The sequence below is a fragment of the Betaproteobacteria bacterium genome, assembly GCA_016709965.1.
Classification (GTDB): domain Bacteria; phylum Pseudomonadota; class Gammaproteobacteria; order Burkholderiales; family Rhodocyclaceae; genus Azonexus; species Azonexus amarohabitans.
The window spans coordinates 129,861-156,090 of record JADJLT010000002.1 but is presented as its reverse complement, the minus strand read 5'-3'; the positions used below and the strand labels follow the sequence as shown (position 1 = coordinate 156,090).

General features: G+C 56.5%; 28 protein-coding genes. 14 read left to right on the top strand and 14 right to left on the bottom strand.

The genetic code is table 11. From position 1 onward, the window contains the following. Nucleotides 1-33: 33 nt before the first annotated feature. The gene (locus tag IPJ12_12160) at nucleotides 34-567 is read right to left on the bottom strand and encodes a response regulator (GenBank protein MBK7647895.1); all 534 of its coding nucleotides are present in this window, start codon (nucleotides 565-567) and stop codon (nucleotides 34-36) included. Beyond that, the gene (locus IPJ12_12155; GenBank protein MBK7647894.1) at nucleotides 564-1,823 is read right to left on the bottom strand and encodes a HAMP domain-containing histidine kinase; all 1,260 of its coding nucleotides are present in this window, start codon (nucleotides 1,821-1,823) and stop codon (nucleotides 564-566) included. The genes IPJ12_12160 and IPJ12_12155 overlap by 4 nt, the downstream gene beginning before the upstream one ends. 86 nt (nucleotides 1,824-1,909) lie before the next feature. On the opposite strand from IPJ12_12155, the gene IPJ12_12150 reads away from it, so the two are divergent. Together IPJ12_12150 and IPJ12_12145 are read left to right on the top strand one after the other, a co-directional pair. Beyond that, complete coding sequence (locus IPJ12_12150; protein ID MBK7647893.1) at nucleotides 1,910-2,572, top strand: cytochrome c4; 663 nt, start codon at nucleotides 1,910-1,912, stop codon at nucleotides 2,570-2,572. Then, on the top strand, nucleotides 2,569-2,904 hold the full coding sequence (locus IPJ12_12145) for a hypothetical protein (protein MBK7647892.1): 336 nt from the start codon (nucleotides 2,569-2,571) through the stop codon (nucleotides 2,902-2,904). The genes IPJ12_12150 and IPJ12_12145 overlap by 4 nt, the downstream gene beginning before the upstream one ends. Here the strand turns inward: IPJ12_12145 and IPJ12_12140 are convergent. The 6 genes from IPJ12_12140 to IPJ12_12115 are packed head-to-tail and all read right to left on the bottom strand — an operon-like array spanning nucleotide 2,896 to nucleotide 7,516. Beyond that, entirely contained in the window at nucleotides 2,896-3,444 is a 549-nt protein-coding gene (locus tag IPJ12_12140; protein ID MBK7647891.1) for an isoprenylcysteine carboxylmethyltransferase family protein, read from the bottom strand. The two genes, IPJ12_12145 and IPJ12_12140, sit on opposite strands and share 9 nt — an antisense overlap. Before the next feature lies 1 nt (nucleotide 3,445). After that, nucleotides 3,446-4,750 carry a M18 family aminopeptidase gene (locus IPJ12_12135; protein MBK7647890.1) on the bottom strand — a complete coding sequence of 435 codons (1,305 nt, stop codon included), beginning with the start codon at nucleotides 4,748-4,750 and terminating at the stop codon, nucleotides 3,446-3,448. A gap of 2 nt (nucleotides 4,751-4,752) precedes the next feature. Then, nucleotides 4,753-5,631: an alpha/beta fold hydrolase gene (locus IPJ12_12130; protein MBK7647889.1), complete on the bottom strand. Its 879-nt coding sequence runs from the start codon at nucleotides 5,629-5,631 to the stop codon at nucleotides 4,753-4,755. Between the two features lie 7 nt (nucleotides 5,632-5,638). After that, on the bottom strand, nucleotides 5,639-6,355 hold the full coding sequence (gene dnaQ / locus IPJ12_12125) for a DNA polymerase III subunit epsilon (GenBank protein MBK7647888.1): 717 nt from the start codon (nucleotides 6,353-6,355) through the stop codon (nucleotides 5,639-5,641). Then, nucleotides 6,352-6,810 (bottom strand): ribonuclease HI, encoded by a 459-nt coding sequence (gene rnhA, locus IPJ12_12120; protein ID MBK7647887.1) that lies wholly within the window; start codon nucleotides 6,808-6,810, stop codon nucleotides 6,352-6,354. Before rnhA ends, dnaQ begins: the two co-directional genes overlap by 4 nt. Beyond that, nucleotides 6,800-7,516 (bottom strand): class I SAM-dependent methyltransferase, encoded by a 717-nt coding sequence (locus IPJ12_12115; GenBank protein MBK7647886.1) that lies wholly within the window; start codon nucleotides 7,514-7,516, stop codon nucleotides 6,800-6,802. The genes rnhA and IPJ12_12115 overlap by 11 nt, the downstream gene beginning before the upstream one ends. A 28-nt stretch (nucleotides 7,517-7,544) precedes the next feature. Between IPJ12_12115 and gloB the strand changes: the two genes are divergently transcribed. Then, nucleotides 7,545-8,327, top strand: coding sequence for a hydroxyacylglutathione hydrolase (gloB, locus tag IPJ12_12110; GenBank protein ID MBK7647885.1), 783 nt, complete (start codon nucleotides 7,545-7,547; stop codon nucleotides 8,325-8,327). Here gloB and IPJ12_12105 read toward each other — a convergent pair. The 3 genes from IPJ12_12105 to IPJ12_12095 are packed head-to-tail and all read right to left on the bottom strand — an operon-like array spanning nucleotide 8,324 to nucleotide 10,097. Continuing rightward, a complete protein-coding gene (locus IPJ12_12105) occupies nucleotides 8,324-8,716 on the bottom strand; it encodes a response regulator (protein MBK7647884.1) in 393 nt (130 codons plus the stop codon). The genes gloB and IPJ12_12105 overlap by 4 nt on opposite strands. A gap of 11 nt (nucleotides 8,717-8,727) precedes the next feature. Continuing rightward, nucleotides 8,728-9,669, bottom strand: coding sequence for a diguanylate cyclase (locus IPJ12_12100; GenBank protein MBK7647883.1), 942 nt, complete (start codon nucleotides 9,667-9,669; stop codon nucleotides 8,728-8,730). 29 nt (nucleotides 9,670-9,698) lie between these two features. Further along, nucleotides 9,699-10,097 carry a hypothetical protein gene (locus tag IPJ12_12095; GenBank protein ID MBK7647882.1) on the bottom strand — a complete coding sequence of 133 codons (399 nt, stop codon included), beginning with the start codon at nucleotides 10,095-10,097 and terminating at the stop codon, nucleotides 9,699-9,701. Between the two features lie 110 nt (nucleotides 10,098-10,207). Here IPJ12_12095 and IPJ12_12090 point away from each other — a divergent pair, with 110 nt between their 5' ends. The 4 genes from IPJ12_12090 to IPJ12_12075 are packed head-to-tail and all read left to right on the top strand — an operon-like array spanning nucleotide 10,208 to nucleotide 17,660. After that, nucleotides 10,208-13,528: a DUF748 domain-containing protein gene (locus IPJ12_12090; GenBank protein MBK7647881.1), complete on the top strand. Its 3,321-nt coding sequence runs from the start codon at nucleotides 10,208-10,210 to the stop codon at nucleotides 13,526-13,528. A gap of 19 nt (nucleotides 13,529-13,547) precedes the next feature. Then, nucleotides 13,548-14,870 carry a DNA recombination protein RmuC gene (rmuC, locus tag IPJ12_12085; protein ID MBK7647880.1) on the top strand — a complete coding sequence of 441 codons (1,323 nt, stop codon included), beginning with the start codon at nucleotides 13,548-13,550 and terminating at the stop codon, nucleotides 14,868-14,870. Next, entirely contained in the window at nucleotides 14,854-15,285 is a 432-nt protein-coding gene (locus tag IPJ12_12080; protein ID MBK7647879.1) for a DUF3293 domain-containing protein, read from the top strand. Before rmuC ends, IPJ12_12080 begins: the two co-directional genes overlap by 17 nt. Next, entirely contained in the window at nucleotides 15,282-17,660 is a 2,379-nt protein-coding gene (locus IPJ12_12075) for an HDOD domain-containing protein (protein MBK7647878.1), read from the top strand. The genes IPJ12_12080 and IPJ12_12075 overlap by 4 nt, the downstream gene beginning before the upstream one ends. 71 nt (nucleotides 17,661-17,731) lie before the next feature. Here IPJ12_12075 and IPJ12_12070 read toward each other — a convergent pair whose 3' ends face one another. Continuing rightward, nucleotides 17,732-18,502 (bottom strand): outer membrane protein assembly factor BamD, encoded by a 771-nt coding sequence (locus tag IPJ12_12070; protein MBK7647877.1) that lies wholly within the window; start codon nucleotides 18,500-18,502, stop codon nucleotides 17,732-17,734. Nucleotides 18,503-18,554: 52 nt separating this feature from the next. Between IPJ12_12070 and rluD the strand changes: the two genes are divergently transcribed. Genes rluD through IPJ12_12055 form a run of 3 tightly spaced genes read left to right on the top strand, consistent with a single transcriptional unit; the run spans nucleotide 18,555 to nucleotide 21,034 of the window. Continuing rightward, the gene (gene rluD / locus IPJ12_12065; protein MBK7647876.1) at nucleotides 18,555-19,511 is read left to right on the top strand and encodes a 23S rRNA pseudouridine(1911/1915/1917) synthase RluD; all 957 of its coding nucleotides are present in this window, start codon (nucleotides 18,555-18,557) and stop codon (nucleotides 19,509-19,511) included. Further along, complete coding sequence (gene pgeF, locus IPJ12_12060; GenBank protein MBK7647875.1) at nucleotides 19,504-20,238, top strand: peptidoglycan editing factor PgeF; 735 nt, start codon at nucleotides 19,504-19,506, stop codon at nucleotides 20,236-20,238. Before rluD ends, pgeF begins: the two co-directional genes overlap by 8 nt. 28 nt (nucleotides 20,239-20,266) lie before the next feature. Beyond that, complete coding sequence (locus IPJ12_12055; protein MBK7647874.1) at nucleotides 20,267-21,034, top strand: ZIP family metal transporter; 768 nt, start codon at nucleotides 20,267-20,269, stop codon at nucleotides 21,032-21,034. Here the strand turns inward: IPJ12_12055 and IPJ12_12050 are convergent. Next, nucleotides 20,960-21,205: a hypothetical protein gene (locus IPJ12_12050; protein MBK7647873.1), complete on the bottom strand. Its 246-nt coding sequence runs from the start codon at nucleotides 21,203-21,205 to the stop codon at nucleotides 20,960-20,962. The two genes, IPJ12_12055 and IPJ12_12050, sit on opposite strands and share 75 nt — an antisense overlap. Nucleotides 21,206-21,266: 61 nt before the next feature. On the opposite strand from IPJ12_12050, the gene phaC reads away from it, so the two are divergent. The 4 genes from phaC (at nucleotide 21,267) to phaR (ending at nucleotide 25,288) form a co-directional block, all read left to right on the top strand. Beyond that, nucleotides 21,267-23,045, top strand: coding sequence for a class I poly(R)-hydroxyalkanoic acid synthase (gene phaC, locus IPJ12_12045; protein ID MBK7647872.1), 1,779 nt, complete (start codon nucleotides 21,267-21,269; stop codon nucleotides 23,043-23,045). Nucleotides 23,046-23,069: 24 nt separating this feature from the next. Next, nucleotides 23,070-23,810 carry an acetoacetyl-CoA reductase gene (phbB, locus tag IPJ12_12040; protein ID MBK7647871.1) on the top strand — a complete coding sequence of 247 codons (741 nt, stop codon included), beginning with the start codon at nucleotides 23,070-23,072 and terminating at the stop codon, nucleotides 23,808-23,810. Nucleotides 23,811-23,858: 48 nt separating this feature from the next. Next, complete coding sequence (gene phbB / locus IPJ12_12035) at nucleotides 23,859-24,602, top strand: acetoacetyl-CoA reductase (protein MBK7647870.1); 744 nt, start codon at nucleotides 23,859-23,861, stop codon at nucleotides 24,600-24,602. A 125-nt stretch (nucleotides 24,603-24,727) separates the two neighbouring features. Next, a complete protein-coding gene (gene phaR, locus IPJ12_12030; GenBank protein MBK7647869.1) occupies nucleotides 24,728-25,288 on the top strand; it encodes a polyhydroxyalkanoate synthesis repressor PhaR in 561 nt (186 codons plus the stop codon). A gap of 116 nt (nucleotides 25,289-25,404) precedes the next feature. On the opposite strand, the gene nifM is transcribed toward phaR, so the two are convergent. Next, nucleotides 25,405-26,226 carry a nitrogen fixation protein NifM gene (gene nifM, locus IPJ12_12025; protein MBK7647868.1) on the bottom strand — a complete coding sequence of 274 codons (822 nt, stop codon included), beginning with the start codon at nucleotides 26,224-26,226 and terminating at the stop codon, nucleotides 25,405-25,407. Nucleotides 26,227-26,230: the final 4 nt, after the last annotated feature.

The following is a 26,230-nucleotide window of genomic DNA, read 5'->3' as shown; positions in this document are numbered from 1 at the left end:
GCGGTCAACTGGAAAAAACGTCCAAAATCGAAATCAGGTCCGGACTGGCCGCTTGGCGAGCTTGCGCTGCAGGGTTCGCCGATGCATCTTCAGGGCGCGGGCGGTGGCGGAGATGTTGCCGTCGTTTTCGTTAAGTACGCGCTGGATATGTTCCCACTCCAGCCGGTCGACTGACAGCGGTTCATCGGATGCAGCGATGTCGACATCCGGAGGGCCGTCATCCTCGAAGGCGTTGAGGATGGCTTCGATTTCGACCGGCTTGGCCAGGTATTGGATGGCGCCCAGCTTGACCGCGTCGACGGCGGTGGTAATGCTGGCATAACCGGTCAGCACAACGATCCGGCAATCGGGGTTGATGGCCAGCAGTTGCGGGATCAGGGCCAGTCCGGAGCTGCCATTCAAGTTGAGATCGAGTACGACGCGGCTGACTTGCCTGTCGTGCGCCGCTTGCAGCGCTGTAACGGCGTCGAGTGCACCGAAGGCTGGCTGGCCGCGACGTTCCAGCGTGCGAACCAGAATGGCGTTGAAACTCGGGTCGTCGTCGATGACCAGCATCGGTTCATTCATGGCTGTATCCGGGGCAATTCGATACGGGCGAGCGCGCCGCCTTCTTCAGGGTTGGCGAGGGTCAGCGTGCCGCCAAGCTGTTCGATGGCGCTGCGTGTCAGCATCAGGCCGACGCCGCTACCGTGCTCGTGAGCAGGAAAACTGGTTTGGCCGCCCAGCGCCAGTACGTCCGGCGGAAAACCTGGGCCGCGGTCACGGATGTCGATGCAGACAATGTCGCTTGCCCACGCTAGGCGTACTTCCAGCGGTGTTGTCGTGGCATTGGCGGCGTTATTCAGCAGATTGAGCACGGCCTGTTCCAGCCGAGGGTCGGCAAGGATTTCGGGTGCTTGACCGTCGCTGGCCACAATCAGCCGACTGCCGGCCTGCGGTCGTGCCGCGTGCCAGTTATGGCGCAGGTGTTCGAGCCAGCGGTCGACTGATTGCAATGGTGTATTTTCAAGCCGTTCGGCACCGGCGCGGCGCGACAGGCCGGTGATGATTTCCTTGCAAACGCTGATTTGCTGGCGGAGCAGGGCGATATCCTGACGAACCGGATCGCTCAGGCTGGTGTCGTTGGCCAGTTCGCCGGCGAGCAGGGACATGGTGCCGAGCGGCGTGCCCAGTTCGTGCGCGGCGCCGGCGGCGAGCGTACCCATGGCCATGATCCTTTCGTCGCGCAAGGCTTGTTCGCGGGCAGTGGCCAGTTCGGCATCGCGTTGGCGAATGATCCGGGTCGTGCGCACGATGATCCAGCCGATCATCACCGCCGAGATGACGAAAATCAGCCACATGCCGCCCAGATGCAGGCGGGTGGCGCGCGTTGCATCGGCCATGGCCAGCGGCAGATAATAGACCATCAGCAGCGAATAAGTGGCAATAGCGCTGGCGGTAATAATGGCCACGCAGCGCGCCGGCAGGGTCAGCGCGGCAATCGCAACGGGGGGCAGAAGCAGTGAAACGAGCGGGTTTGCTGCACCGCCGCTGAGGAAAACCAAGGCACCCAGCACACCGATGTCGAACAGCAGATGACTGAATAATTCGCCAGCCGTGGCAGTCCTCGATCTGGCGACCCGAAATTGCGCGTAGGCATTGAAAACTCCGGCGATGGCGATGATGCCCAGCAATGGTACCTGGGGTACCGGAATCTCCAGCAGGCCTGGTCCGATCATGATGAGTTGTGCCAGCAAAGCCAGTACTACCCATCGTCCACCGACCAGACGGCGCAGATTGGCCAGGTGGTCCGCATTCTCGATCAGGCAGGGGGCAAGTAGCATGGAGCGAATTATGCGTGATTTGTGTCAATTTTCAGATGTGCGATGGATGCGACAATTTGCCGCATCGTTATCAGGAGTCGCTTTGCATGCTGAATTTTCTGCGCTTTTCGCTTTGTGCCGTCGCGCTGGCTACGAGCTATCCAGCTGCTGCGGTCGACCTGGAAAAAGGCAAGGAAATCAATGGTACCTGTGCCGCATGCCACAGCGATAACGGCCAGGGGGGCAAGCGAGGCGAATACCCGCGTATCGCTGGCCAGCAGGTCAAATACATCGAAAGTCAGCTGAAAAGCTTTCGGGCGCGCACTCGGGTGAATATCCCGATGTTTCCCTATACGCAGGAGCGCGAATTATCGGATGCTGATATCAAGGACATTGCGGCCTATCTGAACGGGATCGAACTCGATACAAAAATGCCGACCTATACCGGCACCGAGGATGCGCTGACCAAGCTTCGAATGGCTGAAAAGGTGATGATCATTCCGCGTGTCGAGGGTGATCTGGTCAATGGTGAGAGGATTTTCCAGAAGCAGTGTGCCGCCTGTCATGGCAAGACCGGCCGCGGTCGTGGCATGTTCCCGATGCTGCTCGGGCAATACACGAACTATTTGCAGCGTCAGGTTGATCTCTACCTGAAGGGTGATCGGCCGCATGACGAAGAAGGCACGGTCGGCCTGTTGAATGCACTCAAGCCGCAGGATATTCAGGACATCCTGGCTTATCTCACCTCAATACAGGGGCCGAAAGAATGAAACGTTTCATCATGTCGCTGCTCGCCTTGTTGACGGTTGGTTGTGTTTGGGCACACGGCCATGCCGGGCCAATCGACGACAGCATGCCGGATGCCCAGCGAATTCGTTTTTGCGAACGTGTTCGCGACCATGCCTTGCAGACTTTCTACAATCGCGAACGTGGCCAACCGATGAAGTTGTTTGAAGAAGACGGCGGCGACGGGGCTCGCATCACCAACCACATCATCCGTCGCATTTATGCCGAGCCGCAGATTTCCAGTCCGAAGAAGGCTGAAACCTTTGGGCGGGCTACCTGCAATGAAATGATGGGAACAAAGGCAATTTCAGAGTAGGAACGGGATAAACCGCTTGGTGCCCTGCATGTAGTCGGCGTAAGGCGCACCGAAGTAGGCAAGGCACTCCTGCTCGTCAGCTTTTGCCGTCAGCCACAGAAACAGCGTAGCCAGCCCGGCGATAAAGGTGCCGATCAGGCTGGGGTCCTGAAAGAAAGCACCCCAGGCCAATGCCAGCAGCGAGGCGTACATCGGATGGCGGATGTAGCCAAAAATGCCGTGTGAAACGACTTGGGTGGTCTTCTCGAATTCGTAGAACGAGCCATCGTCGCGCTTGGCACTGGCTGCACCATGGCGGCGCAAGGTTCGCGTGCCTTCGGCGACCAGGAAAATACTCAGCAGCATCAGCATCCACGAAGTGAACTGGTGGGGCGAATAGGGATCGTCACCCCAGACGCCGTGATTCAGCACGACCAGCCCGAGAATGGCCTCCCAGGCGAAGAAGCGATAAAAGCCGTGGCTGCCCGGCTTGCGCAGCGGTTTTCTTGACAGCCAGACAACAACAGCGGTGCCGGCCAGTAACAGGATCAGATCGTTCATGTCAGTCAGTGAATGCGGTGGTCAGGGCAGCAATCATGTAGCCGTGGTCGAGCACCCCGGCACTTTCGCGAATGCTGTGCATGGCCCACATCGGTGAACCGACATCGACGCTGGGAATGCCCAGCCGCGAAGCCACGATGGGGCCGATGGTACTGCCGCAGCCGAGGTCGGTGCGGTGGGCGTATTGCTGACAGGGTACGCCGGCTTTTTCGCAGATGGCCATGAAGCGGGCTGCCGTATCGGCGCTGGTGCTGTAGCGCTGGTTGGCGTTGCTCTTGATGACCGGGCCAGCGTTGACCAGCGCGTGATGGCAGGGTTCGTAGGCCGCGGGGAAGTTCGGATGCCAGCCATGGGCCATGTCAGCGCTGATGAAGAAGCTCTGCGCCAGCATACGGCGCTGGTCTTCGCTGTCCAGCCCGGCGCTGGCGGCCAGTCGGCAGACGACATCGGAAACGAAGCTGCCGCCGGCGCCGGCGGCACTCTCGCTGCCCACCTCTTCGTGGTCGAAGAAAGCGCAAATACAGGTAGCGGCAGGGGCTGGTGTGGCGAGCAGGGCACTCAGCGCAGCGTGACACGAGGCGAGGTTGTCGAGTTGGCTATTGGCAACAAATTCGCGGTCAACGCCCCAGAGGGTGCCTTTCTGCGTGTCGTAGGCGTTCAATTCCCAAGTCAGCAAATCGCCGGGTTCGACGCCGAGCGCGTTGGCGATCGGCTGGCGGAAGCGGGCTTCGGCTTTCGTCCCGTCTTCGGATAGGCCTAGCAGCAAGGGCAGTTCGGTTTGCTTGTTGAATTTCAGACCGTTCTCATTGACCTCGCGATTCATGTGGATGGCCAGGTTGGGCAGACGCAGCAACGGCTCGGTAAAACGAACGAGGCGGGAGGTAAAGCCGCCCGGCGTGCGGACATTGACGCGTCCGGCCAGCGACAGGTCACGGTCGGCAAAGGTAGCGAGAATGGGGCCGCCGTAAACTTCGACGCCAAGCCTTACCATGCCGGCGGCGTCTTCTGCCGGCTTCGGTTTGAGGCGCAGGCCCGGTGAGTCGGTATGCGCGCCAATCAGGCGCAGCCCGGTTTCGGCGGCTGGCTGGTGGCCAACGATGAAGGCGATGATCGAAGCGCCACCGCGGACCACGTAATGGCGGCCGCCGGCTTTCAATGTCCAGCGCTCATGCTCGTGAAGCTGGCTGAAACCCGCTGCGGTTAGCCGCGATTCACAGGTCTGGGCAGCATGCCAGGGGCTGGGGCTGGCATCGATGAAATCGAGCAGGTCGCTGGCTTGGGCGCGGGTGGTATCAGGAATATTCATGGCTAGTCGGATTTGAACAGTTCAAGCAGCAGATTGGCAACCCGCTCATCATAAAGCATGGCGATATGACCGACCGGTGGCAGTTCAACATCACGGGCGCCGGGCAAGCGCTGGTTATCCTGTGGCATGACGTAGTTGTCGTAAGCATTGCGCAGGCTGATGACCGGAATGCTGATTTTTTCGGTCGCCATATCGCGCAGCCATAATGATCCGGGTGTCATCTCCCGTGAGTTCTGGCCCAAGCCGATTTTGCTCAGGAGGCTTCCGGCATGTGGCGTGGCCAGGGTTATCAGGCAGTTGACGCGCTGGGTTCCGTGGCGGGCCAGGTAGGAGCGGCAAATCAGGCCACCCATGCTGTGCCCGACCAGTGTGACTCGTTTGCTGCCGGTTTCGGCGCAGACTTCCTCGATACGCTGATGCAGCAGTGGCACCAGCTTGCCCATGCTGGTATAGGGCGGCACCAGGCTGATCGTGGCGACCGTATGTCCCGCTGCTTCCAGTCGACGGCGGAGCAGCCACCAGACACCGCGGCTGCAGCCGTAGCCATGGACCAGCAGGATGGGGCGTTTGCCGGACGGCAGATGGTCTGCCGGCATCCAGAGGCGCTCAAACGGAATGACGAGGAGGAAGGTGAGCAGAAAGGCAAAGTATTCGTCGACCATGATCCGGAGCCGACCCATGAAACCAAGACTGGGTGCCGGCGACGCGAATTTCATGCCGAAAAACCAGGTTGTGGCATTCATCCAGAAACGCAGTCCGAGCAGGCAATTGATGGCTCCGATGGTGGCTAGCGGCCAGTCGAGGTGCAGGAAGTGTCGGCCGAAGGCCAAGTAGGCAGAAGTTTCCAGTGTGATCCAGATGAACAGCGAAATGGGGACCATGTCAGGTTCAGGCCGTTTCTGCTTCGGTTTTCGGCAGCCAAAGGCAGGCGCCTTTTGAGTCCTTGTCGATCCCGGCCAGCACGCGTTGGTGCTCGAGCTGTTCGTCAGCTGAAGCGCGGCGGACAATCAGCGGCTTGCGCTCACGAACCAGGCCATCTGCATCGAGGTTCGGGCGCGGCGCGGTATCGGGCTCGATCATCAGCGAGTTCTGGCCACGCGTCATGGCCATGAATACGTCGGCCAGCAGTTCAGTGTCGAGCAGTGCGCCGTGCAAGGTACGGCCGGAATTGTCGATTTCGTAGCGTTCGCATAGCGCATCGAGGCTGTTTCGCTTGCCGGGGTGCAGGTCCTTGGCCATGCGCAAGGTATCGATGACGCCATTGCAAACCGTTTCGACGGGCACGCGATCAATGCGGCGCAGTTCGGCATTCAAGAAGCCGATGTCGAATGGTGCGTTGTGGATGACCAGTTCGGCGCCATTGATGAATTCAAGAAACTCGTCGACGATGTCGGCAAATTTCGGCTTGTCGGCGAGGAATTCGAGCGTAATGCCGTGCACCGCCTGGGCGCCGGCATCGATTTCGCGTTCCGGGTTGACGTACTTGTGCAGATGGCGGCCAGTGAAGCGCCGGTTTTCCATTTCAATGCAGGCGACTTCAATGATGCGGTGACCGGAACGCGGGTCGAGGCCTGTGGTTTCGGTATCGAGTACGATCTGTTTCATGCGGCTTCCTTGCGTCCTAGTTCTTCGATGCCGCGATTGGCCAGGGCATCGGCGCGTTCGTTTTCAGGGTGGCCGGCATGACCCTTGACCCATATCCATTCCAGTTTGTGATGCTTGAGCTGGGCATCGAGCAATTGCCAGAGATCGGCATTCTTGACCGGCTTCTTGTCGGCAGTTTTCCAGCCATTTTTCTTCCAGCCGTGAATCCACTCGTTGATGCCCTTCAGCACGTATTGCGAGTCGGTGTAAATCCTGCCGCCGACTGAGCGCTTCAGTGCCTCGATCGCACGGATGGCCGCGGTCAGTTCCATGCGGTTGTTGGTGGTTTCTCTTTCGCCGCCCCAGAGTTCCTTTTCATGCGCACCGACGCGCAAGATCGCTCCCCAGCCACCTGGGCCGGGGTTACCCTTGCAAGCGCCATCGGTAAATATTTCGACAATTTCTTCAGCGGCCATGGCCTTCCTTTTGTGCGATCGGGCGCAGCGCCTTGGCGCGTACCGAGTTATTGCGCCAGTTGGGTGTGATCAGATGCATGCCGTGGACCCGCTTGATGGCGCGCAGCACGTAAACACCACCCGAAAAATTCCACCATCGGTTACCCGCGGTCTCGATGATCTTCCAGCTCTGTACCCATTTGAGCTGCTTGACGGGCGGCACATAGCAGCCCAGGCTGCCGCGGTCGACCTCGAAACCGAGCAATTTTAGCCAATCTTTCAGGCGGTTCATGGAAAGGTAACTTCCATTCCATGGAAACTCGCCGCTGCGGTCGAGTTTCCGCTTTACGCCCCACAGCGATAGTGGGTTGAATCCGATGATGATGACCTGGCCTTCGGGAATCAGGATGCGTTCCACTTCGCGCAATATCTGGTGAGGTTCATCACTGAATTCGAGTACATGCGGCAGCACGACAAGGTCTGTGCTCAGCGAGGCCAGAGGAAGCGCGGCGCAATCACAAACCAGGTCCACGGCACCGTATGCGCCGGCCTTCTGACGTAGTGGAATGCGATTGGCACGCAGGAAATCGCGTTGGGGAAGGCCGATCTGCAAGGCATGAAAACCAAAAATGTCGGCTACGGCGGTATCAATCTGACACTGCTCCCAATCCAGCACGTAGTGGCCGGAATCGGTAGACAGCCAGTCATCGAGCCCTGGAATTGACATTCGGGGCGTTGCGCTCGATAGTTCCGGTATGTTCGAAGTTTCTTTCATTCCCGCGTTCAAGGACAATTACATCTGGCTGCTGACCCAGGGCAAGCGTGCCTTCGTCGTCGATCCTGGCGATGCGGCACCCGTGCGCGCCCGTCTGGAGGCTGAAGGACTGACGCTGGAGGGTATCCTGATTACCCATCACCATGCCGATCATCAGGGCGGCGTCGCCGAGTTGACAGCACAATGGCAAGCCGAGGTCTATGCGCCGTTCAATGAGTCTATCACAGGCTGTACCCGTCCTCTTTCCGGGGGGGAGCGGATTGATGTTATGGGGCAGATCGTTGAGGTAATCGCAGTTCCCGGCCACACACTGGGACATATCGCCTATGTGGCGCCGGGGGCTTTGTTTTGCGGCGATACCCTGTTTGGTGCTGGATGTGGTCGCCTGTTTGAGGGGACGCCGGAGCAGATGTCGGCGTCACTTGACCGTATTGCGGCGTTGCCGGAAGAGACGCTCATCTATTGCGCCCACGAGTACACTGAAATGAACCTGCGTTTCGCGCTGGCCGTCGAACCTGATAATCAGGCTTTGCATGAGCGCGTGGCGAAAGTGGCAGCGCAACGTGCAGCGGGCTTGCCTAGCATTCCATCGTTGTTATGCGAGGAAAAGGCTACGAATCCCTTCCTGCGATGCAGTGAACCTGCCGTGATTGAGGCAGGTTTGAAACATGCCGTCACCATGGTGGAAATTGCTGATCCTGCGGTCAACCGGAAAAAATCGGATATTTTTAAAGCTATTCGCGCCTGGCGGAATAGCTTTTAAGGTTTGGTCTGGCGGATGCGTCCGCTGACTTTTTCCAGTGTATCGAGCACACGAGCCGCATTGAAGGGCTTGATGATGAATGCGCTGGCACCGTTCTGAATGGACTCCTGCACGGTATCCGGGTCGGAGTTGCTGGTGACCATGACGACCTCGATACCTGGGTGGGCGACCTTGATCTCGCACAGTGCTTCGATCCCGTTTTTCTCCGGCATCATGACATCCATGCAGACAATATCCGGTTTCAGGCGCGTAGCCATGTCGATGGCCAACTGGCCATTTCGGGCTTCACCCACGACATCGTATTCCTCTCCGCGCAGCATGCCACGAAGGATGCTGCGCATCATGTCATTGTCGTCGGCGATGATGATCGATATGCGTCTGCGGGCCATATGAATGTCAGTTATGCCGCGTCAGCCCGACATACGCGATCCCGCCCTTCGCGCTTGGCTCGGTAAAGCGCCTTGTCGGCGGCATGGATCAAGTCGTCCGGGGGGTTGTCAAAGCCTGGTGCAGCGGATGCTATACCAATGCTCATCGTGACTCGCCCGCTGGGTGACGAGTCATGCGCGATATTCAACTCGCGGATGGCTTGGCGAATTTTTTCGGCCACCATGAGCGCGCCACCTATCGTTGTCTCCGGCAGGACGACGACGAATTCTTCGCCGCCATAGCGAGCTACCATGTCGGAGGGGCGTTCGGTATTCACACTGATGGCGGTTGCCACCTTGCGCAGGCAGTCGTCGCCGGCCTGGTGGCCGTAGGTGTCATTGAACAGTTTGAAAAAATCGACGTCGCACATGAGCATGGCGATGCTGTTCGAGTGCCGGCGCGCCCGCCGCCATTCCAAGGCCATTGTTTCGTCGAAGAAACGCCGATTGGCAACACCGGTCAGGCCATCACTGGATGAAATGCGTACCAGTTTCTGATTGGCCGCATCCAGCTTTCGCGTGAGCGCCAGCAGTGATGAGCGCATCAGTACGAGACGTTGCATGGCCCGGATTTTGGCGCCTAGAACAATTTCACTGATTGGTTTGAGCAGATAGTCATCACCGCCGGCAGCAATGCCTTTTTCGATGCTGGCATCATCGCTGAGGGATGAAAGGAAGATGATCGGTGTCCACTCGCCCGGTTTCTCCATGGCCCTGATGCGCTGAGCGACCACGAAACCGTCAATGTCTGGAAGAACCACATCGAGCAAGACCATATCCGGTCGCATCCGGGCGAAAGTTTCCAGCGCAGCTTCGCCTGTTTCAGCAGGCAAGACTGATGCGCCAAATCTTTCAACGTGCTGAGTCAGCAGAAGGCGGTTGGCGCGGCTGTCTTCAACGACGAGAATTTTCATTGGATTGGTCTAGGTTCTGTCAGCGCAGTCTAACGGCAATAGTGCTTGAAGAAAACGAGTGCGGAAATCGCAATACCGATCGTTCCTGCGCCCCAGCCGACGCCCCAGCGTAGAGATTTTTTTGCCTGATGGTGGGCATTGTGTTGTTTGAATTCAAAATATTGTTGAAATTCTCCGAGCGTCAGTACGGCCGCGAACAGGAAGAAAATCATCCCGCAGAACATGAAAATGATGATGCTGTTGGTCAATTCGCGGCAAGCGCCCGCTGTGCGATGAAGGAACAGGAGCAGGGCGTCGGTACGAAAAGCGAAGCTGCTGATTAGATAGGCCAGTCCGGCAAAAACGCTGATCAGGCCAAGGATCAGCCAAGTTTGCCAGCGCTTGAGTTGCGCTATGGCGCTATGAATGTCGTCAAGGATCCAATTCATGTATTTCTGCTGATATTTATACCGTGCCGGTGTGCTAAATTTCGCCGATATTAAGCAAGAAAGATAGACAGAATATCATGGCAGACTCAACAGCAAACAATTCAACAACAATGTCACGCTTGGCTGACGGTCTGAAATCACCTCGTGTCTTGCGAATCGGCAAATGGCTGTTTGGAATCCTTCTGGTTTTCGGCTTGCTTGGCTATTTTGCGGCACCGCCACTGCTTAAATCTGTTTTACAGAAACAACTTTCGGCCCAATTGCATCGCGATGTCAGCATCGAAAAAATCGCGATCAATCCATTTGGGTTGTCGGCAAAGGTCAATGGTTTTTCGATCAAGGCCGATGGTGGAAAAGAAGTTGCCGGCTTTGATGAATTCTTCGTTGATCTGTCATCGGCTTCCATTTTCAAGTTTGCAGCCGTGGTGGACGAGGTGCGTCTGCAGGGCTTGCGAATTGCTGTAGCCCGTCTTGCCGACGGGCGCTATGACATTTCAGATCTGCTGGATGAATGGATGAAGCCCAAGGATGAGCCGGAAAAGGAGACGCCGCGCTTTTCTGTGAATAACATCCAGCTTATCAACGCCAAGGTTGTGTTTGACGACCAGCCCAAGGGCAAGGTGCATACGATCAGCGATATCAATCTGGCATTGCCATTCGTATCCAGCTTGCCCTATCAAACCGAGATACTGGTCAATCCCTCATTTTCGGCCAATATCAACGGTTCGCCACTGGCGCTGACAGGTGATAGCAAACCGTTCTCGGAAACTCGAGAAAGCAAGCTTGATCTCGATCTCGATCGCTTCGATCTGGCGGGGCTTCAGCCCTATTTGCCCGATTCGCTGCCGTTCAAACTGAAGGCGGGAACTCTGGACTCCGAGCTCAAGGTGATGTTCAAGGAGCTGCCCGACAAGGTGTATTCGGTTGCGGTGATCGGCAGCGCCCATGTCTCCGGAATTTCTCTGGCTGAAAGCCAGGGGCAACCGTTGGCCAGTTGGAAACGACTGGATGTCGATCTCGACAATGCCGATCCGATCAACCGAAAAGTAGTGGTCAAACGTATCGGGCTGGATGGTCTGGAGGTCTATCTGGCGGTCAATCGGCAGGGTGAATTCAATGTGATGCGCGTGGCAGATCAATTGTCCAAGCCTTCTCCCGGCGTGCCAGCGCCAAAACCCGAGGCAGGCAAGCCGTTCGAGTGGTCGCTGGGTGAATTTTCGCTGACCAATGGCTTGATACATTGGCAGGATGAATCCAACGCGACGCCAACAGTGGGTGAAGTGCGCAATCTGCAGCTAAATGTTGGCAAGGTGGATGGCAAGCTCACGGACCCGATCGAAATTGGTGAAGTGAGCTATCAGATCGATCTTGGTGATCGCTTCCGCGTCGAGAAAATGGCCTTCAAGGGAATCAGTGTCGACCTGCCGGCACATCGTCTTGACATCGCGGAGGTGACCAATTCCGGTACCCGTGCCCGCATGCTGCGAAACAAGGCCGGGAAGATCGAATGGGTAAGTTCGCCCATACTCAAGACGATTCGGGCAACCGATGCCAAAGCCAAGGATGAAAAGCCCTGGATAGGCAAGGTAGGCAAGCTCGCAGTGGATGACCTCGGCTTCCGTTTCGAGGATCAGTTTCTCCGGCCTGCAGCCGTGCAGGAAATTGAAGGCTTGAGTCTGCAAGCCGAGGGGCTGACCAACGAGCCGAACAAGAAGGGCAAGATTGCCCTGAAGAGCCGGATCAATAAAAAAGGTAGCCTGAGTGTCGATGGCAGCTTGCAGATTTATCCGCTTGATGTGGCTGTCAAGCTTGAAACCGCGGCGATTTCGTTGCTGCCGATAGAACCATATTTCGGTCAGTTCCTGAATATTGCGTTGACCCGCGGCCAGGCATCGAACAAGGGCGAGGCCACAGCCAAGTTCGATAACGTTGGCTTCAAGGCTGGCTACAAGGGTTCATTCACGCTAGGTGACTTCGTCGCGGTCGACAAGCTGAACAGTGCCGATTTCCTCAAATGGAAGTCACTGTATTTTGGTGGCATTGATTTCCGCCTGGAGCCTATGGCGATCAATGTTGGTGAAATTGCGCTGACCGATTATTTCTCCCGTCTGATCCTGAACAAGGATGGGAAGCTGAACGTGGCGGATATCATCAAGAAGCCGGAGGGAGAGGCGGCGTCGACAAAGAAGGAAGAGGCCAAGGTAGATACGAAGATGGCTGGCAAGGATACCGCACCGGCCAAGCCACCCTTGCCAATCAAGATTGGCAAGATTACCTTGCAGAACGGGACGGTCAATTTTTCGGATCTTTTTGTCAAACCCAATTATTCGGTCAATCTGACCAAACTTGGCGGGCGAATCAGCGGACTTTCTTCTGCTGCCGATTCGGTGGCTGACATGGAATTGCGTGGCAAGTACGCTACTTCGTCACCCGTGCAAATTGTGGCCAAGCTGAATCCGCTGGCAGCCAAGTCTTATCTGGATTTGAAGGCCGATATCACGGGCGTCGATATGGTTGGTTTTTCACCGTACTCCGGTAAATATGCTGGTTATGCCATTGACAAGGGAAAGCTGTCTTTGAGTGTGGCCTACAAGCTGGAAAACAACCAATTGCAAGCGGAAAACAAGCTGTTCATTGATCAGTTTACCTTCGGTGACAAGGTTGAAAGTGCGGATGCCACAAAATTGCCGGTGAATCTGGCGATTTCCTTGCTCAAGAACAACCGTGGCGAGATTGACCTGGCCTTGCCCATTTCCGGTTCGCTCGATGACCCGCAATTCTCGATCGGTGGGTTGATCATCAAGGTGATCGTCAATCTCTTCGTCAAGGCCGTGACTTCTCCATTTGCGCTTCTGGGATCGATGGTCGGTGGTGGAGAGGAATTGTCGAACGTGGAATTTGCTGCTGGTCGTGCCACGCTCAATGATGAAACGACCAAAAAGCTCGAGGCGCTGGCTAAAGCATTGAACGAGCGCAATACGCTGAAGCTGGAAATTACTGGCCGTGCCGATCCGGAGACCGACAAGGAAGGTATCAAGCGCCTGGCGATTGAACGGGCGATGAAAGCGGAAAAGCTGAAGGATATGAAGAAGGCAGGCGAAGGAAAGTCGCTGGATGAGATCGATATTTCACCTGAAGAAACAAAGACCTACATGAAACGCGCCTACAAGGAAGCGAAGTTTCCGAAGCCGCGCAATTTGGTCGGTATGCAAAAGGACCTGCCGGTTGAAGAAATGGAAAAGCTGATGATGACGAATCTGCCTGCAACGGACGATGACATCAAGGATTTGGCCACACGTCGGGCAGAGGTGGTTCAGAATTGGTTGACCGAGCAGGGCAAGGTCGCGCCGGCACGAGTCTTCCTGCTGCCGGCCAAGCTTGGTGCGGCTGACAAAGGCAAGGGAAACCGCGCCGAATTCTCGCTAAGGTGAGGTCGAGTTGAGCGCTACGATGGGGCTGGCCCTGGTGGTTGGCGTGGTGGTGGTCATCCTGTTACAGGTGGTCTTGCTGCTGCGTGGCAACAGGCGCCCTGACGACGAACGGCAAGCCCAGGCGCAACTGCAGGCTCAGGAAAAGGGTTTGATGCGCCTGGAGCATGAACTGCGTGAGGAGTTGGCCCGCAGTCGCCGCGAAGTCTCCGAAGACGCTTTTCGGGATCGCGAGGAGCGGGCGCACTCGTCCAGTCTGTTGAGCCAAGTGGTGACCACTCAGGTTACTCAGTCGGCTGCATTACAGGCCGAACGGCTGGAAGCCTTTGCGCGTGAGCTGAGCCGTTTCTCACTGGGTCTCGACGAGCGCTTTGAACATTTGAAAATTGCGGTGGAAACCCGGTTGACCGCGATACAAGCCGACAATGCGGCAAAGCTGGAAGAAATGCGGCGGACGGTCGATGAAAAGCTGCATGCGACGTTGGAGCAGCGGCTTGGTGAGTCCTTCAAGTTGGTTAGCGACCGTTTGGAGCAAGTGCATCGCGGCCTTGGTGAAATGCAGACGCTGGCGGCGGGTGTCGGCGATCTCAAGCGCGTCCTGTCCAATGTAAAAACGCGCGGTACCTGGGGAGAAGTGCAGTTGTCTGCCTTGCTGGAACAACTACTGACCGCTGACCAGTTTGGCAGCAACGTCGCGACCAAGCCGGGCAGCAATGAGCGGGTAGATTTCGCCATTCGCCTGCCGGGCAAGGGCGATGGTGCTGTGGTGTGGCTGCCGATTGACGCTAAATATCCGATTGAGGATTACCAGCGCTTGCTCGACGCACAGGAACGCGGCGATCCGGCGGCTGTTGAAGAGGCGTCAAGGGCCATCGAAACACGCCTCAAAAACGAGGCGAAAAGCATCCATGAAAAATATGTCTCACCACCACACACGACTGATTTTGCCTTGCTCTACCTGCCGCTGGAGGGGCTCTATGCGGAGGCCCTCCGTCGTCCGGGTTTGGGCGAAACGCTGCAGCGCGAGTGGCGGGTCAGCCTGACCGGACCGACGACGCTGGCGGCCATGTTGAACAGTCTGCAGATGGGCTTTCGCACGCTGGCCATTGAACAGCGTTCGGCCGAAGTATGGGCCGTGCTCGGTGCGGTGAAAACCGAGTTTGGCAAATTTGGCGAGGCGCTGGCCCATACCCGGAAAAAACTGGAGGAGGCGAGCAACAGCATCAGCAAGGCAGAAACCCGGACCCGCCAACTTTCTCGGCGGCTAAAGGAGGTCGAGGCGCTACCTGTGGCAGACTCGGAACAATTGATCGGCATGGTGGATTTCGATGGCGAAGACGAGTGAACTGGAAGCCGCCTACCAGGCGACGACTTACCGGGTATTCTTGCCCAGCGGTATTTGCGATCTACGCATCGGTGAGCCTTGTGAAGCCTTGCGGTGCTGGCTGGAAACGGCGGATTGCAATGAGTTTGCACTGATCACGGCGCACAATCCGGGAAGCATGCCCACTGACGAAGCTACCAATGCCGAGCGCCAGTCGCAGTTGGAGTGTGAGTTGCTGGAAGGTAATTACGAGCCCTATGCCGCACAGCACATATCCGATGCCGATTTGTGGCCGGATGAGGAAAGCTGCTTCGTGCCGGATATTTCGACCGAAGATGCGTGTGCGCTGGCTGCTGACTACGGGCAGAATGCGCTGGTCCGCGGCGGCCCCGATGCCGTTCCGCATCTGGTGTGGGTAGAAGAAACCGAAAAATGAGCAAACATATCGGCCGGTTCGAGCTTCGCGGGGAATTGGGGCGCGGCGCACAGAGTATCGTGTATCTTGGTTTTGATCCGCAATTGCAGCGTGAAATCGCCATCAAGACCTTGCACTTCGCCCACCCCGATCCGATTCAGAATCGCGCACTGCTGGATGAGGCGCGGACGGTCGGCAAAATGCGTCATCCCAGTATCGTGCCGATTTTCGAGGCCGGTGAGCAGGACGGCGATCTGTATCTGGTCTTTGAATACGTGCCGGGCAAGAACCTCGCCGAGTTTCTGCGGCAAAGTGACGCCTTGCCGCCGATCAAGGCGGTTTCAATATTGCGGCCGATTCTCGATGCCGTTGCGTACGCCCATGCACAGGGCATCATCCATCGCGATCTTAAGCCTTCGAATATACTGCTCGACGATGACGGAACCCCGCGTGTCATGGATTTTGGTATTGCGACCAGGGTTAAAGGTGCCAGCGAAGCGGCCGATCGCATCACCGGGACGCCTGCCTACATGGCGCCGGAATATATTCTGCGGCGTGAAATCAGTGAGTGTTCCGATGTTTTCTCGGCCGGATTGATCCTCTTCGAGATGTTGACCGGGCAGCGTGCCATCGTCGCTGAAAGCGTCACGGCGATTCTGCAAAAGTTGGTCAGGGAGGATATCAAATTGCCGCAGGAAGCTGCGGTGGATGAGCATCTGAGCAGCATCCTGCACAAGGCGATCGCGCGCGATCCTTCCGTGCGCTATCAAAATATGGCGCAATTTGGCGAGGCGCTGGACAAGTATCTCGATCCGGACGAAGACGCGTTGCCAAGCGGTGGCCGGCAGGCAACCCTCGATTTCCTGTTGCGGCGCATGCGCCACAAAAGCGATTTTCCAGCCTTGTCGGAGTCGGTCAGTGCGATCAACAAGATCGCCAACAGTGAGACGGAGAGTATCGGCAAACTGTCCAACACCATCCTCAAGGATTTTGCGCTGACCAACAAACTGTTGCGCCTGGTGAATTCGGCCTATTTCCGGCCGGCCGGTGGCGGCAACATCAGCACAGTATCGCGGGCCGTGATCGTGCTTGGCTTCGAGGCCGTGCGTAACATTGCGATAACCGTGCTGCTCTTTGAACATCTCCAGAACAAGGGCAATGCCACTCAGTTGAAAGAGGATTTTCTGCGGGCCAACCTGGCCGGTGTGCTGGCCAAGGATATTGGTGCTGCGGCGAAGATGCGCGATCTGGAGCAGTCATTCATCTGCTCGTTGTTTCATAGTCTGGGCCGCTTGCTGTCGCAATTTTACTTTCCCGAGGAAGCGGACGAGATTCGGCGCGTAATGGCGCAGAAGAATTGCGCCGAGGATGGCGCCGCCATGCAGGTGTTGGGCATTACCTTCGAGGAAATGGGAATTGCCATTGCCCGCCAATGGGGCTTCCCGCCACTGATCGTCAGTTCGATGCGGAAATTGCCTTCCGGTCCGGTCCGCAAGGCTGTTCAGCAGGAAGACCGGCTGCGTGTGCTGTCAGGGTTTTCGAATGAACTGTGCGATGTCATCGCACAGGCCACGCCCGAAGCGCGTGAGCGTGAATTGAAAAAATCGATGGCGCGGTTTGCCGATGCGGTGGCGCTGGACCAGAAGGAGCTCCTCCAGACCGTGCAGCGGGCGGTTGAGGAAGTGGCGGATTTCGCTCGCATCATTCACCTTAATTTGCCGCAGACGACGTTTGGTAAACAGATGCGTTTGTTTGCCAATGCCGGCAATGACGAGAATGCTGCGGTCGACGGGAAAAAACAGGCAAATTCGGAAGATGGCACCTTGCTCGGCGAGAGCGATCCGCTGAGCGGCGTTGACGGTGGTGCCGGTGCGCAACCGGTGGATGCCCAGTCGGTGCTGACGGCAGGGATTCAGGACATCAGCAACACGCTGATTGACGGCTTCCAGTTGAACGACATTCTGCGCATCATCCTTGAAACGATGTACCGGGCAATGGGTTTCAAGCGAGTCGTACTCTGTATCCGCGATGCCAAGGCCGGCGTCATGCAGGGGCGTTTCGGGTTCGGGCCGGACGCCAATGAGGTTGCCAAGGCATTCCGGTTTCCCCTGAGTTTCACGCCGGATATCTTTCATGCGGCAACCTCCAAGGGCGTTGATCTCATGATCAGCGATATCAACGATCCAAAAATTGCCAGCCGGATTCCTGACTGGTATCGCAAGGCCGTTTCGGCCCAGTCATTCGTGCTCTTTCCGCTGAATATCAAGGGAAGTTCGGTGGCGCTGATCTATGCCGACCGCGACGAGCCGGGGGGGATTTCGATTCCGGAAAAAGAACTTCAGTTGCTGCGCACGCTGCGTAATCAAGCCATCCTGGCCATCAAGCAGGGCTCCTGATTACTTGCTGTGCAGAATGGAAAATGCCCGCATTTGGCGGGCATTTTCCAATTATGTCATCCGGTAAGCGATTACCAGAGATGCCACCAAGCTGTCTTGCGGGTCAGTCCGTCCTTGTAGAAATGGCTGTCCGGGAAATTTTTTCTCATCACGCGATCGGCATCGTCACGCAGGTCATTCATTTCCATTTTATCGTAGGCCGTGACCAGTACGAACATGGCTTCTTCGATGGCTGGTGCATGCGGGTAGGTCTTGATGGCGAACTGAGCACGGTTGGCGGCGGCAACGTAGGCACCGCGCCTGATGTAGTAGCGGGCAACGTGTACTTCCAGCGAGGCCAACGCGTTGATCAGGTAATTCATGCGCAGTCGGGCATCCGGCGCGTATTTGCTGTCCGGAAAGCGGGTGACCAGTTCCTTGAAGGCGTCGAAAGACTCTTTGGCGGCCTTGGGGTCGCGCTCGGTCGGGTCTTGCGTACTAATGTAGGCTGTTAGGCCGAGATCTTCATTGAAGTTGATCAAGCCCTTCAGGTAATAGACATAATCCACGGTCGGGTGGGTGGGGTGCAATTTGATGAAGCGGTCACAGGCGGCCAGCGCCGAACCGGGCTCGTTGCCTTTCCAGTAGACATAGCCGAGTTCAAGCTGAGCCTGCTGGGCGTAGCGGCCGTAGGGGTAGCGTGACTCCAGTTTTTCCAGAAGTTTTGCTGCTTTGTCCCAGCCACCGTCAGCTTGCGCATCCTTGGCCTCGCCATAGAGTTTGCCGGCCGACCAGCCGGCAGTTTCGTCGTATTGACTGTTGGAGGCACAGCCAGCAATGAAAACTGCAACGAAAACAGCCATCAGCACGCGGAACAGGGCGGGAAATGACTGGAATGCGGGTAAACTTCGCATCATGAATGATCCTGTTGAAAACTCCGGCGATTATAGCCGAACTGAACCTGTCCGCCTGACCGTTCCTGATGCCAGTTATGGTCGTCGTCTCGATCAGGTGCTGGCTGACCTGTTACCGCAACATTCCCGTAACCGACTGCAAGGCTGGGTGCGTGATGCCTGCGTGCAAGTCGACGGCAAACCGGAAACCGAACCGAAGCGCAAGATGATGGGTGGCGAGCGCCTGCTGGTCAGCGAGCCGAACGATATCCGCAATCAACCTGAACTACCTGAAGACATTCCGCTCGACGTTGTCTTCGAGGATGAAACCCTGCTGGTCATCAACAAGCCGGCCGGGTTGGTTGTCCATCCAGGCAGCGGCAACTGGAGCGGTACCTTGATGAATGCGCTGCTGCATCACGTGCCAGGTATCGAGGTAGTGCCGCGTGCCGGTATCGTGCATCGTTTGGACAAGGACACCAGCGGCTTGCTGGTCGTCGCCAAGACCCTGGAAGCGCAGACTGATCTGGTTCGCCAGTTGCAGGCGCGGACCGTGCGGCGCATCTATCTGGCCCTTGCCGCAGGTGCGATGAAGCACGAAGGGACGGTCAACGAGCCGATTGGCCGGCATCCGTCGCAGCGTATCAAGATGGCCATCGTGCCGGAAAACCGCGGCGGCAAGCCGGCGATTACCAATATTCGCATCCTTGAACTATTCCCCTACACCACGTTTGTGGAATGTTCGCTGGAAACCGGACGGACGCATCAGATCCGCGTACACATGGCGGCCATTCATCATCCGCTGGTGGGTGATCAGGTCTATGGCAAGCACAATCCAAAACTGCCGGAATTTCCAAGGCAAGCGCTGCACGCCACGCGACTCGGTCTCGTTCATCCGCTGACCGGGCTGAAAATGCAGTGGGAAGTGCCAATGCCGCCTGACATGCGCGACTTGCTCGACGGGTTGCGCTATGGCTGATTTGCTGATTCCGGACTGGCCGGCGCCAGCCCGGGTTCGGGCAGTGCAGACGCTGCGGGGCGGTGGTTGCAGTCAGGCGCCGTGGGACAGCTTGAATCTTGGTGATCATGTGGGTGATGATCCGGCCCATGTTGCGGCCAATCGGGCCGCTCTGCGCAGCAGGTTGCCGGCCGAACCGCTGTGGCTGACTCAGGTTCACGGCATTGCTGCGGTCAACGCCGAAAATTGCCCAAAATCGAAAGAATCCGATGCGGCGTTCAGCCGGCAGCCCGGCGTTGTTTGCGCCGTGATGACTGCCGATTGTTTGCCCGTGCTCTTTTGCGATCGTGCCGGTACGATTGTTGCCGCCGCGCATGCCGGGTGGCGCGGACTGGTTGGCGGCGTTCTGGAGTCGACCATCAAGGAAATGGACGTCCCGGCCGGGGAGCTGCTCGCCTGGCTCGGACCGGCCATTGGCCCATCGGCTTTTGAAGTTGGTGACGAGGTTCGTGCCGCTTTTGTCGCGGACGACCCGGGCGCGGTGGTGGCCTTCGTGCCGAATACACTAGGCAAATGGCTGGCCGATATTCACGAACTGGCTCGGCGCCGCCTGCGGCGTGCCGGGATCAAAGCCATCTATGGTGGTGAGTTGTGCACAGTCAGTGACCCGGCGCGCTTCTTTTCCTATCGCCGTGATGGTGTTACCGGCCGTCAAGCAACGCTGATCTGGTTGGCCGACGGCGTATAATCCGCGGCTTTTGATCGAACCGAATTCCGTGAGTACTCTTTCCTGGATTATTACCGTATCGCTGGCCGGTGGCGCCCTGAGCGTACTTGCAGCGGCCGCGCTGAGCATTGCGCTGGGCGCACATCGCATCAGCATGCTGATTTCCTACGCCATTGGCGCACTGCTTGGTGCCGCTTTTCTGGAAATCCTGCCGCATGCGCTGGAGCACGGCGATAAGCATCAGACTACGGCAACCGTCCTGTTCGGCATTCTGGCCTTTTTTATTCTGGAAAAGCTGGTCCTTTGGCGGCATTGCCATCACGACCATTGCGAGGCGCACGATGCCCACGCGCCGACACACGACCACGGACGTTCTGGCCTGCTGATCCTGGTTGGCGACACCTTCCACAATTTTGTAGACGGAATCCTGATTGCTGCTGCCTTTCTGGAAAATACCGAACTCGGCATCGTTACCGCGCTGGCCATCATTGCCCATGAAATCCCGCAGGAGGTCGGCGATTACCTGATTCTTCTACACTCAGGCTATAGCCGGATGAGGGCGTTGGCGTTCAATCTTCTATCGAGCCTGGCAACCATGGTGGGTGCCATGCTGGCCTATTTTGCCCTGGCAGATTTGACACACTGGATTCCTTCGCTACTTGCGCTTGGCGCGGCAAGCATGATCTATGTCGCCGTTGCCGACCTGATCCCCGGGTTACATAAACGTTCCGAAATGAAAGAATCAATTCTGCAGGTCTTGTTGATCGGCTCCGGCATTGCTTCCATTGCCATCGTTCAGGCGCTGGTTGGCGAGTGATTCACGATGCGCCCGGCGTTGTCGCCGGGCCTTGGTGCCACCCAACCACATCAGCAGCGAGCAGGGGATAAGTCCATAAAACAGGAAGGAAATGATGCCGGCCACAACGGTGGGCTCGCTGACGGCCACCAGCAATGTGACGTAAAGCCAGCCGATTGCAACAATGTACATGTTAGATGCCTCGAAGAGGCCTCATTATGCATGTAAATTCATTGACAGCGTTGAACCGGGTATGGAGAATCTAAAGGCTGAAACCCCGACAACTACAGAGAAGAGTCTCCCCATGGCCCAGGGATCGAACAGTAATGACGCATTCGCGGGTTCTGCCGCACAGCTGATGCAAAGCGGGCAGAACATGATGCAGCAGTTCATGGACTATCTCGGCAAGGCAGGCGCTCAGGCTGGTGCAGCACCAGTCGCAGCCGACCCGCAGGCGATCACCAATCTGCAGAAGCAGTTCATGGATCAGCAAATGTCGTTGTGGCAGTCGATGCTGGGAAAGCAGAAAGGCCAGGAGCCAGCCTTCAAGGTCTCGCCGGAACCCGGTGACCGTCGTTTTTCAGCCCCCGAATGGCGCGAAAGCCCGATTTACGATTATATGCATCAGGCTTACCTGCTCAATACGCAGTATCTGAAGCAAATGGTCGAGGTGATTCCGGCCGAAGACGCAAAATCCAAGGAACGCATGCGCTTTCTTGCACGGCAGATGGCCGACGCCATGGCGCCTTCGAATTTTGCCGCAACCAATCCCGAATTTATCAAGCTGGCCGTGGAAACCAAGGGCCAGAGCATTACCGATGGCATCAACAACCTGATCAAGGATTTTGAGAAGGGTCGTATTTCGATGACCGACGAATCGGTATTCGAAGTCGGCAAGAACATCGCGACCACTGAAGGTGCGGTTGTCTATGAAAACGACCTGATGCAGTTGATTCAGTACGCGCCGTTGACGCCCAAAGTAGCGTCACGGCCGCTGGTGGTTGTGCCACCCTGTATCAACAAGTTCTACATCATGGATCTGCAGCCCGATAACTCGCTGATCCGCTATATGGTCGATCAGGGCAATACTGTTTTCCTGGTGTCCTGGCGCAATCCATCCGAAGCGCATGGCCAGGTCGGCTGGGACGATTACCTCGAAAGCGGTCCGATCACCGCGCTGCTTGTTGCCCGGGAAATCACCAAGGTCAAGCAGGTCAATGCTCTTGGATTCTGTGTCGGTGGCACCATTTTGACATCGGCGCTGGCTGTCCTCAAGGAACGCGGCGAAGATCCGGTTGCCTCGTTGACGCTGCTGACGACGCTGCTCGACTTCTCCGATACGGGCGAAATTGGCTTGTTTATTGACGAAAAGGGCATTACGGCCCGCGAGGCCACAATAGGCAAGGGCGGTTTACTGCCAGCCCGAGACCTGCAAAATACGTTTTCGTTCCTGCGTGCCAACGATCTCGTCTGGAACTACGTGACCGGCAATTACCTGAAGGGCGAGAAGCCAAAAGCCTTTGACCTGCTCTACTGGAACTCGGACTCGACCAATCTTCCCGGGCCGTTTGCCTGCTGGTACATGCGCAACATGTATCTCGAAAACAATCTGCGTGAACCGGGCAAGCTGGAGATGTGCGGGACGAAGGTTGATCTGGGCAAGCTGGACATACCGGTTTATCTGCTTGCCACCCGCGAAGACCATATCGTACCCTGGCAATCCGCCTATCAGAGCACGCGTATTCTAGGCGGCAAGATTCGCTTCGTGCTCGGCGCATCCGGCCATATTGCCGGCGTGATCAATCCGGCCAGCAAGAACAAGCGCAGTTATTGGGTGAATGAAGATGTGAAAAATGAAGCCGACGGCTGGTTGGCTGCGGCAGAAGAAAAAAAGGGAAGCTGGTGGTCGGATTGGGCTGACTGGCTCAAACCTTTGTCCGGAGAACTGCGGGCACCGCGCAAGCCGGGAAGCGCCAAATACAAGGCTATCGAACCGGCTCCCGGCAGATATGTCAGGGAACGCGCGGTCTGAGAGCTTCTCGATGAGGGTATGACAATGTCGCGAGTTGCACTGGTTACCGGAGGTATGGGGGGGCTTGGTGAGGCTGTATGCATCAAGCTTGCTGCACTGGGTTACAAGGTGGTAACGACCTATTCGCCAGGGAATCCGAAGGTGACTGACTGGTTGAAGGGAATGAACAACATGGGTTATGGCTTCAAGGCCTACCCGTGCGATGTCACTGATTTCGACTCGGCACACGAATGCGTTGAAACTGTCACCAGAGATGTCGGCCCGGTCGATGTGCTGGTTAACAATGCCGGTATTACCCGTGACATGACGTTTAAAAAGATGACCAAGGGCGACTGGGATGCTGTGATGCATACCAACCTTGACTCTGTTTTTAACATGACTAAGCAAGTCATGGATGGCATGATGGAACGCAAATGGGGACGCGTTATCAATGTCTCCTCGGTCAATGGCCAGAAGGGCGCCTTCGGTCAGACCAACTATTCCGCCGCCAAGGCCGGGATGCATGGTTTTACCAAGGCACTGGCACTGGAAGTGGCCAAGCAGGGTGTGACAGTCAATACCATTTCGCCGGGCTACATCGGCACCAAGATGGTAACGACCATCCCTCAGGAAATTCTTGATTCAAAAATTCTGCCGCAGATCCCGGTCAACAGGCTCGGGAAGCCGGAAGAAATCGCCGGTCTGGTTGCGTATCTTGCTTCTGATGAGGCAGCATTCGTGACTGGTGCCAATATTTCCATCAACGGCGGTCAGCACATGTTCTGACCGGCGTATCTTTTACCCCTTTTCATTTCACTACAGGAAGGAATAACAATGACACAACGTGTTGCTCTCGTTACCGGCGCTATGGGTGGTCTTGGAACCGCAATTTGTCAGGAACTGGCCAAGGCTGGCCACAAGGTGGTCGCTTCTTATCACCCGCAATTCGACAACAAGGATGCATGGCTGGCTGAAATGGCTGAAGCCGGCTTCAAGGATTTCGTTTGTGTTGCTGGCGACGTGTCGTCCCTCGAAGATTGCCAGAAAATGGTTGCCGAAGCCGAAGCCGCCTGCGGCCAGGTCGACATCCTGATCAACAATGCCGGTATCACCCGTGACCGCATGTTTGCCAAGATGGAACGCGATGGTTGGGATGCCGTGATCGCTACCAATCTGACCTCGTTGTTCAACATGACCAAGCAGGTTTCCGCCAAGATGGCAGAGCGTGGCTGGGGTCGTATCATCAACATCTCTTCCGTCAACGGCGTCAAGGGTCAGGCTGGCCAGACCAACTACTCCGCTGCCAAGGCTGGCGTGATCGGCTTCTCCAAGGCGCTGGCCGCTGAGCTGGCCGCCAAGGGCGTGACCGTCAACGTTATCTGCCCTGGCTACGTGGCAACCAAGATGGTCATGGCCATCAAGCCGGAAGTTCTGCAGACCATCGTTGATTCCGTACCGATGAAGCGCCTGGCCAAGCCGGAAGAAATTGGTGGCGCCTGTGCTTACCTTGCTTCCGACATTGCTGCCTTCATGACCGGTGCAACGATGAACATTAATGGTGGTTTGTACTACCAGTAATTTTGCAATTTTTGGTATAAATTATTGCAGAATTTTTGCAATGCACCATGAACGGGCGCCCTATGGCGCCCGTTTTTTTTGTTATAATGTTGCACTGCACTAAAACCTTCTCTGAGGATCACCGCATGTCGGAACCGGTACGCATGATCAAGAAATACCCCAATCGTCGTCTCTATGACACGAAGACGAGTGCGTACATCACGCTGGGCGATGTGAAAGAGCTGGTTCTGAAATACGAAGTGTTTCAGGTGGTCGATGCCAAGACCAACGAGGATTTGACTCGCAGTATTTTGCTCCAGATCATTCTTGAAGAAGAATCTGGTGGCATGCCGATGTTTTCCAGCGAACTGCTGTCAGGGTTCATTCGCTTCTATGGCAGCACCATGCAGGGCATGCTCGGCAAGTACCTCGAAAACAACATGCGGACGTTTGTCGATTTCCAGGGTCGCCTGCAGGAACAGTCGAAGACGATGTATGGTCCGAATGGCGCTGAAAATACCCATATGCAGACGGATTTCTGGAACCAGTTCCTGAATTTCCAGCAGCCGGCTATGCAGAATATGATGACTGCCTATATGGATCAGTCAAAAAAAATGTTTCAGTCGATGCAGGATCAAATGAAGAACCAGACGCGGAACATGTTCCCTGGTTTCAAATACAACCCCGGTGACAAAGACGAAAAATAGGGCGCTCTGCTAGCCCGTCTGCCTGGCAAGGCACGACTGCCAATATTTGAAATTTGCCGGTTTTTTCCGGTTGACCGCAGCATTTGCCAAATTACGTAATCTGGTCATTTTGATCGTCAGCGTATGACCGATCTGAGGTCTTTTATCCACTGATGTTGAGCTTCGCGTCGGCGTTTTTCGCTCAGGCGTTCGATGACCTGCGAGCAAATCTCGGGGAATGGCAGCATTCCGCTGGGCAGGATTTCATCACAACGCAGAATATGCAGACCCATCGGTGATTCGAGTACGGTGCTGATTTCGCCTTCACTCAGTCCAAATGCGGCGGCTTCCAGTTCGGCATAAAGCTGCTTACGCTTGACCGTACCGAGCTGGCCGCCTTCCATGGCGGTCGGACATTGTGAATGCTGAAGCGCAGCCTTGGCGAATTGGTCGACATTGCTCAGCGTTGTCCGCAGGGACGCCAGCGTTGTCTTTGCCTTTGCTTTTTCCGGCGCGTTGTTGAACGTAATCAGGATATGGCGCAGGCGTCGACTCTCCGGGCGATCGAATGCTTCCGGATGCAAATGGTAGTAAATTTCGGCATCTATGGCGCTGACCGGGGCGATGGCCGAAGCAACTTTTTCGAGAACAGCCTCGATGTGCAGTTCTCGTTCAACTGCCGTAGCCAGATCGGTCTCGTTGAGGCCGTTCGCTTCCATGTCGTGGATAAATTCATCCTCGGATGGGTAGCGCTTGCGAATCTCGTCCAGGCGATTCTTCAGGGTTGCTGCGGGAATGACCACATTGGATGCGGCCTTGCTGGCCAGTATGCGCTGCTCGATGCTGTCCTGCTTGCAGGCGACATCAGTCAGGCGGTCACGTTCCGGATCAGTCAGTGTCTCAGGACTTTTCTTGAAGAGTTCCCAGGATAGTTTCAGTTCGAGATAGCCTTGCTGCATGATG

Bases quoted from the DNA above. Each gene is read 5' to 3' on its own strand.
- IPJ12_12090 (MBK7647881.1), top strand. From the start codon at position 10,208: ATGTCACGCTTGGCTGACGGTCTGAAATCACCTCGTGTCTTGCGAATC.
- gloB (MBK7647885.1), top strand. From the start codon at position 7,545: ATGTTCGAAGTTTCTTTCATTCCCGCGTTCAAGGACAATTACATCTGG.
- IPJ12_12115 (MBK7647886.1), bottom strand. From the start codon at position 7,516: ATGTCAATTCCAGGGCTCGATGACTGGCTGTCTACCGATTCCGGCCAC.
- rnhA (MBK7647887.1), bottom strand. From the start codon at position 6,810: ATGGCCGCTGAAGAAATTGTCGAAATATTTACCGATGGCGCTTGCAAG.
- pgeF (MBK7647875.1), top strand. From the start codon at position 19,504: ATGGCTGATTTGCTGATTCCGGACTGGCCGGCGCCAGCCCGGGTTCGG.
- IPJ12_12140 (MBK7647891.1), bottom strand. From the start codon at position 3,444: ATGAACGATCTGATCCTGTTACTGGCCGGCACCGCTGTTGTTGTCTGG.
- IPJ12_12145 (MBK7647892.1), top strand. From the start codon at position 2,569: ATGAAACGTTTCATCATGTCGCTGCTCGCCTTGTTGACGGTTGGTTGT.
- phaR (MBK7647869.1), top strand. From the start codon at position 24,728: ATGTCGGAACCGGTACGCATGATCAAGAAATACCCCAATCGTCGTCTC.
- IPJ12_12160 (MBK7647895.1), bottom strand. From the start codon at position 567: ATGAATGAACCGATGCTGGTCATCGACGACGACCCGAGTTTCAACGCC.
- IPJ12_12095 (MBK7647882.1), bottom strand. From the start codon at position 10,097: ATGAATTGGATCCTTGACGACATTCATAGCGCCATAGCGCAACTCAAG.
- dnaQ (MBK7647888.1), bottom strand. From the start codon at position 6,355: ATGAAACAGATCGTACTCGATACCGAAACCACAGGCCTCGACCCGCGT.
- rluD (MBK7647876.1), top strand. From the start codon at position 18,555: ATGAATGATCCTGTTGAAAACTCCGGCGATTATAGCCGAACTGAACCT.
- IPJ12_12080 (MBK7647879.1), top strand. From the start codon at position 14,854: ATGGCGAAGACGAGTGAACTGGAAGCCGCCTACCAGGCGACGACTTAC.
- IPJ12_12075 (MBK7647878.1), top strand. From the start codon at position 15,282: ATGAGCAAACATATCGGCCGGTTCGAGCTTCGCGGGGAATTGGGGCGC.
- phaC (MBK7647872.1), top strand. From the start codon at position 21,267: ATGGAGAATCTAAAGGCTGAAACCCCGACAACTACAGAGAAGAGTCTC.
- IPJ12_12130 (MBK7647889.1), bottom strand. From the start codon at position 5,631: ATGGTCCCCATTTCGCTGTTCATCTGGATCACACTGGAAACTTCTGCC.
- IPJ12_12150 (MBK7647893.1), top strand. From the start codon at position 1,910: ATGCTGAATTTTCTGCGCTTTTCGCTTTGTGCCGTCGCGCTGGCTACG.
- IPJ12_12105 (MBK7647884.1), bottom strand. From the start codon at position 8,716: ATGGCCCGCAGACGCATATCGATCATCATCGCCGACGACAATGACATG.
- IPJ12_12070 (MBK7647877.1), bottom strand. From the start codon at position 18,502: ATGGCTGTTTTCGTTGCAGTTTTCATTGCTGGCTGTGCCTCCAACAGT.
- rmuC (MBK7647880.1), top strand. From the start codon at position 13,548: ATGGGGCTGGCCCTGGTGGTTGGCGTGGTGGTGGTCATCCTGTTACAG.
- IPJ12_12155 (MBK7647894.1), bottom strand. From the start codon at position 1,823: ATGCTACTTGCCCCCTGCCTGATCGAGAATGCGGACCACCTGGCCAAT.
- phbB (MBK7647870.1), top strand. From the start codon at position 23,859: ATGACACAACGTGTTGCTCTCGTTACCGGCGCTATGGGTGGTCTTGGA.
- phbB (MBK7647871.1), top strand. From the start codon at position 23,070: ATGTCGCGAGTTGCACTGGTTACCGGAGGTATGGGGGGGCTTGGTGAG.
- IPJ12_12100 (MBK7647883.1), bottom strand. From the start codon at position 9,669: ATGAAAATTCTCGTCGTTGAAGACAGCCGCGCCAACCGCCTTCTGCTG.
- nifM (MBK7647868.1), bottom strand. From the start codon at position 26,226: ATGCAGCAAGGCTATCTCGAACTGAAACTATCCTGGGAACTCTTCAAG.
- IPJ12_12050 (MBK7647873.1), bottom strand. From the start codon at position 21,205: ATGTACATTGTTGCAATCGGCTGGCTTTACGTCACATTGCTGGTGGCC.
- IPJ12_12135 (MBK7647890.1), bottom strand. From the start codon at position 4,750: ATGAATATTCCTGATACCACCCGCGCCCAAGCCAGCGACCTGCTCGAT.